This window comes from Rosenbergiella gaditana, assembly GCF_018494065.1.
Classification (GTDB): Bacteria; Pseudomonadota; Gammaproteobacteria; order Enterobacterales; family Enterobacteriaceae; genus Rosenbergiella; species Rosenbergiella gaditana.
In genome coordinates this window covers 1-377 of record NZ_JABBFR010000067.1, presented here as the reverse complement: position 1 = coordinate 377, position 377 = coordinate 1, and the positions used below count along the sequence as shown (strand labels likewise).

The 377-nt window shown below is 49.6% G+C and carries 1 pseudogene; it reads right to left on the bottom strand.

Annotated features, from left to right (window positions below):
- Nucleotides 1-372, bottom strand: a pseudogene (locus HH682_RS15465) (IS1 family transposase); the annotation flags it as partial.
- Nucleotides 373-377 lie beyond the last annotated feature (5 nt).

The window sequence follows — 377 nt, the reverse complement described above, 5'->3', positions numbered from 1 at the left end:
ACAACCAGCGCTGACGTGACTTAGACCCAACGTAGCTCCACTGCTCATCCATTTCTGCGCAGACAATCACATCGCTCTCTGGATGTATCCTAGACGTTACTGAACGGGGCCTGAGTTTTTTAAATGCCGTAAAATGGTGTTCAAACCAATACCGATAATGCGAGCGCTGGCACGACATCCAACACCATTCATAGCCATATCGATGATTTTCTGGTGTGTACCGGGCTGGGATGCGGTGTAGGTAAAAGTGCGTTGCCATGTCTTACGACACTGTTTGCAGAGATAACGCTGATGGCCAGCAGTACTTTTGCCGTTACAGACAACGCCTTTAGTCACGGAACAAGAGGGACAGCACACGGAGATGGAAGCCACAGAAG